The 6,823-nt window shown below is 44.8% G+C and carries 7 protein-coding genes and 1 pseudogene; 6 read left to right on the forward strand and 2 right to left on the reverse strand.

What is annotated here, in order from left to right:
* Window positions 1–280 (reverse strand): heparinase II/III family protein (locus LC574_RS39135; protein ID WP_368736710.1); only part of this gene is annotated, 280 nt, incomplete at its 3' end.
* On the opposite strand from LC574_RS39135, the pseudogene LC574_RS19670 reads away from it, so the two are divergent.
* Window positions 273–734 (forward strand): annotated as a pseudogene (locus LC574_RS19670) (septal ring lytic transglycosylase RlpA family protein); the annotation flags it as partial. The gene LC574_RS39135 and the pseudogene LC574_RS19670 overlap by 8 nt on opposite strands.
* A gap of 62 nt (window positions 735–796) precedes the next feature.
* Here LC574_RS19670 and LC574_RS19675 read toward each other — a convergent pair.
* On the reverse strand, window positions 797–958 hold the full coding sequence (locus tag LC574_RS19675; protein WP_229455056.1) for a hypothetical protein: 162 nt from the start codon (window positions 956–958) through the stop codon (window positions 797–799).
* A 108-nt stretch (window positions 959–1,066) separates the two neighbouring features.
* Here LC574_RS19675 and LC574_RS19680 point away from each other — a divergent pair, with 108 nt between their 5' ends.
* The 5 genes from LC574_RS19680 to LC574_RS19700 all read left to right on the forward strand — a co-directional run.
* The gene (locus LC574_RS19680; RefSeq protein WP_229455057.1) at window positions 1,067–2,674 is read left to right on the forward strand and encodes a bifunctional pantoate--beta-alanine ligase/(d)CMP kinase; all 1,608 of its coding nucleotides are present in this window, start codon (window positions 1,067–1,069) and stop codon (window positions 2,672–2,674) included.
* Between the two features lie 536 nt (window positions 2,675–3,210).
* Window positions 3,211–3,813: a superoxide dismutase gene (locus LC574_RS19685; RefSeq protein ID WP_229455058.1), complete on the forward strand. Its 603-nt coding sequence runs from the start codon at window positions 3,211–3,213 to the stop codon at window positions 3,811–3,813.
* Between the two features lie 483 nt (window positions 3,814–4,296).
* Window positions 4,297–4,503: a hypothetical protein gene (locus LC574_RS19690; protein WP_229455059.1), complete on the forward strand. Its 207-nt coding sequence runs from the start codon at window positions 4,297–4,299 to the stop codon at window positions 4,501–4,503.
* A 101-nt stretch (window positions 4,504–4,604) separates the two neighbouring features.
* Window positions 4,605–5,741, forward strand: coding sequence for an AIR synthase related protein (locus tag LC574_RS19695; RefSeq protein ID WP_229455060.1), 1,137 nt, complete (start codon window positions 4,605–4,607; stop codon window positions 5,739–5,741).
* Between the two features lie 510 nt (window positions 5,742–6,251).
* Window positions 6,252–6,823 (forward strand): PHP domain-containing protein (locus tag LC574_RS19700; protein ID WP_229455061.1); only part of this gene is annotated, 572 nt, incomplete at its 3' end.

Genomic DNA, 6,823 nt, shown 5'->3' on the forward strand with positions numbered 1-6,823 from the left:
AGTAGACCGACTCTTCGTCCCGCTGATGCAGCTGAATGTGAGGATGAATGTGGAAACGCGAAACCGCGGAGATCGACTGCAATTGCGTTTTTGCGGCATTCTCATCAGCCCGAAGCAGATCCCGGCCTTTTATCTTGGTGCCGGCCGCATTCAATTCTATTTCCCGCTCGTGATAGCAGCCGAAATTCTGCAAATAGCCGTCATGAGACGCCCACAGGATGTCATTGCCATTTGCATCCGTTCCACGCCGGCTGTCGACATGGCTGACGCCAGATACCACCAACAATCTGGCGCAAGATGCATTGCAAGCAACCAATCGCCTGCGGAGACTTCTAGGCAATGCATCTCCCTTAAAAGAAATTGCTAATTTACCTGTGCGTCTGCCAGTATCAATACCAAAGCAGCCTCAACAGATTGCCGTCGGAGTAGTGCGAGCCACCTTGAGAGGTATAGCTTCTTTTTATGGCTATGACTTTTCTGGTAATCGTACTGCTAGCGGACAAAGATTTAATCCAGAAGGAATGACTGCCGCTCATCGCAGCTTACCTTTTGGTACAAAAGTCCGTGTAACCAACACCCGCAATGGTCGTTCTGTAGTGTTGCGGATTAATGACCGAGGCCCATTTATTCGAGGTCGAATCATTGACGTGTCTGCTGGTGCGGCTCGGATTTTGGGAATGATGGGTAGTGGTGTAGCACCAGTACATATTGAAGTCTTAGGGAGTAGGGAGTAGGGAGTAGGGAGTAGGGAGTAGGGAATAGGGAGTAGGGAGTAGGGAGTAGGGAAGAAAATTAATTACTTACTCCCCACTCCCCAATACCGTTCGGTTAAGGAATTTCTTGGTTGGGGCAGGCTTTTCTTGAGAGAAGAATTACTGAACAATAACTCTTGTCCCTCAAGATCCTCCCCTTCCTCCCCTGCTAATCCGAACCCCACTCCCCACTCCCCACTCCCCACTCCCCACTCCCCATCCTCCATAACAATTCCCCTAGTTCAATCATCTCTTCCCTCTCTTTCAGATATAAACTAACGGGGGAGGGATCGATAAGAACTAGGGGTATTTTTGTGCGCCTGCTGACAACAGTCGCAGCTTTACGCTGCTATTTAACTAAACGATGCTCAGAAAACAAGCTAATTGGGGTTACTGAGGATCTAAAACTAGATGAGATGACTGGCTGGTATCAGACGGCAATCGGTCTGGTGCCAACGATGGGAAATTTGCATCAAGGTCATTTAAGCTTAATTCAACGGGCGCGGCAAGAAAATTCTACGGTGATTGTGAGTATTTTCGTCAATCCCCTGCAATTTGCTCCCAATGAGGATTATCAACGCTATCCCCGCACTTTAGAGCAAGACCAACAATTTTGCGAACAAGCTGGGGTAGATGCCATTTTTGCACCAACTCCTGAAGCGATGGCAGTTCCCCAGAAGAGTATACAAGAATCAAAGGTCACACAAGTTATCCCCCCATCTGCTATGATAACAGGCTTGTGTGGTCGTTCTCGGCAAGGTCACTTTCAGGGTGTCGCTACGATTGTGACCAAACTTTTCAACTTGGTACGGCCTGACCGTGCCTACTTTGGTCAAAAGGATGGTCAGCAACTAGCAATTATTAAACGCTTAGTAGCTGACTTAAATTTGCCAGTAGAAATTGTTGGTTGTCCAATAGTGCGGGAAACTTCGGGTCTTGCTTTCAGTTCTCGTAATCAATATTTGACTGCAACGGCAAAAGAGCAAGCAGCGGCGTTATATCGCGGCTTGCGACGAGCTGAAGTTGCTTTCCTTGCAGGCGATCGCAATAGTAACAGTTTGATAGCACTAGTACAGCAAGAAGTGGCTATAGTCAGCACGATTTTAGTGGAATATATTGAATTGGTTGAACCGACTACGTTAATGTCTTTAGAAACAGTTGAGGAGGAAGGAATGTTGGCGATCGCAGCTCGTCTTGGGTCTACACGTTTGATTGACAATATTATATTGCGCGATCGTCAACCCATCATCGCCATTGATGGCCCAGCCGGGGCTGGAAAATCTACAGTGGCGCGTCAAGTGGCAGCATATCTAAATTTAGTGTATTTAGATACAGGAGCGATGTACCGGGCTGTAACTTGGTTAGTACTGCAAAAGGGGATTGCCATTGATGATGAGTGTGCGATCGCCGAATTAACTAACCAGTGTAAAATTGAACTTACTCCTACCCAGGATTTACAATCGTCTGTGCGGGTTTGGATTGACGGTACTGATGTTACCCAGGCAATTCGCACGATTGAGGTCACTTCTATTGTATCTGCGATCGCTGCACAAAGCGCTGTCCGTCAAGCACTGGTAAAACAACAGCAAAACTGGGGAAAGAAAGGTGGTTTAGTAGCTGAAGGGCGGGACATCGGCACTCATGTATTCCCCGATGCCGAAGTTAAAATCTTCTTAACCGCTTCCGTAAGTGAACGCGCCCGTCGCCGCCAGGAAGACTTTAACAAACAAGGTCAACCCGAAGTGAGTTTAGAGCAGCTGGAACGCGATATTGCTGAACGTGACTGGAAAGATAGTACGCGCAAAGTTTCCCCTTTGCAAAAAGCAGCTGATGCGATCGAAGTTCAAACAGATGGTTTGGAAGTGTCTGAAGTCACGGCACAAATCGTTAACTATTACCAACAGCGTTTATCTCAGTTTTAACCACCGCTATTTGCTGTCAGTTTTTTAGTTTCCAAGGGTGGTAGGTGAGTGATTATTCACTTACCATCCTTAAAACTGTATTTGAAAATAAAATAGATAATTTGACTATTGGCTATCTTCTTTAAGAACTAGCATTTGGAAAGTGTAAATAAATCTTACATTTCTTTAAATATTAAACTTTTACATTTAATTAATATTAAATCATCTCGCTTTTGACTGATTTTTCACATCGTAATTAATCCTACTAAAGATAGAAGTATGAAAGCTTTAATTGCTAAATGCTAGTTAGTTATTAGCCCTTTGCTATAAAATATTAGTCATTTTTATTTATAGTTAGGAATTGCTAGCGATTTGACTTATCACCGAAGTACTTTCGTTTCCGTCTTCACTTTATCTTCACTTTGGTAGTAGAATGACGATGTTAAGTTTTATGTTCCATGATTAAAGACATAAAACCACTAAAAATAAAAGCTATTAATTTCCCAAGCTTCTGCAATAGCTTTCAACTGGAAACCGGTAAAGAGAGGATTTCACAAATGGTATTTGTACAAGAACCACTACCCTACGACTTTAATGCTCTAGAGCCTTATGGCGTAAAAGCTGAGACTTTTGAGTATCACTATGGCAAACATCACAAGGCTTATGTAGATAACCTAAACAAGCTCACTGAGGGTACAGAACTTGCTGATAAGTCTTTGGAAGAGGTGATTAAAACTTCCTTCAAAGACTCCTCTAAAGCGGGAATCTTTAATAACGCTGCTCAAGTTTGGAACCACACCTTCTTCTGGAACTCCTTGAAGCCCGCAGGTGGTGGCGCACCTACTGGTGAACTCGCAGCCAAAATCGATCAAGCTTTTGGCAGCTTCGATAAATTCAAGGAAGAGTTCTCTAACGCAGCTGCAACTCAGTTCGGCAGTGGTTGGGCTTGGTTGATTGATGATGGCGGTACGCTGAAGGTGATCAAGACACCGAATGCAGAGAACCCTCTAGCTCATGGTCAGAAAGCACTCCTAACCTTAGATGTTTGGGAACACGCCTATTACATCGATTTTAGAAATGCCCGTCCTGCATACATTAAGAACTTCCTAGACCAGGTAGTCAACTGGGACTTCGCTGCTGAAAACTTGGCTAAAGCTTAATTAATTGCCAGTTTTGAACTGAGTGCGATGCCTCTTAGTAAGCTGCTTCCTACCTTTTGAGAATGACAAAGCTAAATGCGTCTGTGCGGCTTGTGCCAGACTATCTAAAGGAGAAGCAATAAGTTAAAGAAGTCGGAAGTCGGAAGTCGGAAGTACAGTTTTGTAACGGGGATTTAGACCCCGCCTAACATACTTGCGGCTTGTTAGAAGCCGGGGACTTAAACCCGCCGAAGTTTGTTAATTTACAAAAGTTGAAGCAGAAAGCCCACCAGCAAAGGGAGAAGTTCTTTTTAATTTCTCCCTTTTCTGTTTTCCAGTAGTAGGACGGGCATCAATACAGTTCAGTTAAGGATTTTTGGTACTGATTTTAGACCTGTAGAGACGCGAAATTTCGCGTCTCTACCAAGGTTTTTGGGCTTAACTGAACGGTATTGGGACGGGCATCGCCTAAATAAAAGTAGTGAAAATCAAAATATAAAATATATGGATAGCAAAGAACTAGCGCAATACATCGAAGCAACGAATAGCATCTCTAAACCTTGGGTATTGGTACAACTGCGCCTCAAAAAATTGCAAGAGCGTCGAGCCACCCTGACAAATGATGCCTACACCAAAGAATTAGAAGACATTTACCAAGACATGATGAATTTGGGAGAATGGTGGCGCGGTATTGAAGATGAGGTATTTTAAAGTTAGGAGTTAGGAGTTATGAGTTATCAGTTTTCCTAACTTTTAACTCCTGCACAGACACGATTAATCGCGTCTCTACTCCTAACTTTTAACGCAACCTGATGCCTCAAGCTCTCGATCAAGTCGATTACGATACTCTCGATGCCGCAAAACAACGCTTCATCGATGCCGCAAAACGCACCCTTGGCTTTGCAAGCGCCTATGGCATCGTGCCTGCATCGGGTCTGGGAGCAAGTGCTAACGCTTTCAGCTTCAACCTTGCTCCGTTTCTAGAGGCGGGGGCTAGAGAACTTTCGATGACACTTGTCCCCGAAGGACTGGGTACAGCAGACGATACCCGACCTGACGACCTTTCCGAAGAAGAAATTCGACGATTTTGGTGGAATATTGGTATCAAGATCATCTCGTGTCTTACAAACGATGCCGCAACCTCAGGTATGCAGACTATACTTCTCGGTTTATATCTGCCGTCGAGTACTCCTGAAACGATCTTCACCCCCGCCTTTCTTGATGGGTTTCTGGATGGAGTAGTTGAGGGATGCAAACGAGTTGGATGTGTGTATCTCTCAGGGGAAACTCCTCAACTAAAAACGAAGATGATTCCAGGTCGGCTCGACATCGCAGGCTCGGTTTTTGGGGTTATGCCACCTGGTGTCGCTCCCATTGATAGCTCGCGTCTGGATGCCGGAAATACCATTGTTCTTGTCGAAAGTTCGGGGCCTCATGAGAACGGCTTTACCCCACTGCGAAAGCTCGCCCAGTCCCTCCCTGATGGCTATAGAACAAAACTTCCAAGTGGGCAGGAGTTCTGGGAAGCGATGAATGCCGCTTCGTATCTTTACACGCCGCTTGTGCAGGCGGTGCTTGGTGAGGGAATTCGTCCCACCGCGATGGAGAACATCACTGGACATGGATGGCAAAAGCTGATGCGGTCGGTGAAGCCGCTCCGGTATATCATTGAAACGATGCTCCCAGTGCCGGAGATATTTACATTTGTTGAGGGTCATCTTGAGGGCGGGGCAACGACGATGCTTTCTGTGTTCAATTACGGAGCAGGATTTGCATTCTATACAGAGTCAGAGCAGGATGCAGAGAGGATTGTCATCCTTGCAAGAGAACGTAAGCTTACGGCCGTGATTGCTGGAAGGGTTGAAGCATCCCTTACCCGCGAGGTAGTGGTAGAACCGCTTGGTGTCACCTTGAAGGGAGATTCTTTTGGAATTGCGCGAGGGGTATAGTGATTCAGGAGCGATCGCTAGTTTTCTTGAAGTTATTGTAGACTGACTTATGCGATGCCTGCGGTGGTCACTGAGCCTTGGGAGAGCGTAGCCGAAGGGCGCAGCCGAAGTGTGGTCTACGCCTACGCTGAAGTCATTACTAGTTATCTAAATTAGTGTAATTACTGAGAATAATTATGTTTTTTATACGTAAAATATAGTTGGATTGCAGGCTTATTAAAGAAAATTACTCTCTTCAGTCTTGAAATGTAAGTCATTTAGCACAACTACTATAGGCGTATTTATATAAATTTATATGCAAGATTTATTACTACTTATGTTAAAAGTAGTGCAAATTACGCATGACTACTGAGGTTAAGATTTGCTAACGTAGTCTTAACATATTGAAAAATTTGCTGAGAAAGCTGAGAAAGTAGCAGCCAACACTAATTATTTAGTGCTGAGTCTTTCTCATCTGTAGATGTACCGTTTTAGTGTGTTAAAAAGATATATTTTTGTTCAGAGGGGGTTATGGTTGTAAATTTGGCCCGAACTACTGCTTCCACAGAACTTTTGAAGCAAGTATTCCAAAACATTGATGCACAAAGTTGTCCAAGGTTATTCAACTTTCACATGCACACTGTCTACTCGGATGGTAGGTTGCAGCCTAGTGCATTGATGGAGCAGGCGATCGCTATTGGACTAAAAGGGTTAGCCATCACCGATCATCATGGTATTATCGGCTATCAAGCGGCAGTTGCTTGGTTAGAAGACTGGAAGTGGAATAATCCTGGTGCAAGCACTCCTTACTTGTGGAGTGGTGTAGAAATTAATGCCAGCCTTTTGGATATAGAAGTTCACATTTTGGCTTACGCTTTTACACCAGAACACCCTAGCATGAAGCCTTATCTCCAAAGAAGGCCGACTACAGGGCAAGAATATCAAGCAAGTAACGTAATTGCTGCTATTCATGAAGCTGGGGGATTGGCAGTTCTGGCTCATCCGGCTCGTTACAAGCGATCGCTTTTTGACTTAATTCCAGCTGCGTCCCAAAAGGGCATTGATGGCGTGGAAACTTTCTACGCCTACAATAACCCTAACCC

This window comes from Nostoc sp. CHAB 5715, assembly GCF_020829685.1.
Classification (GTDB): Bacteria; Cyanobacteriota; Cyanobacteriia; order Cyanobacteriales; family Nostocaceae; genus Nostoc.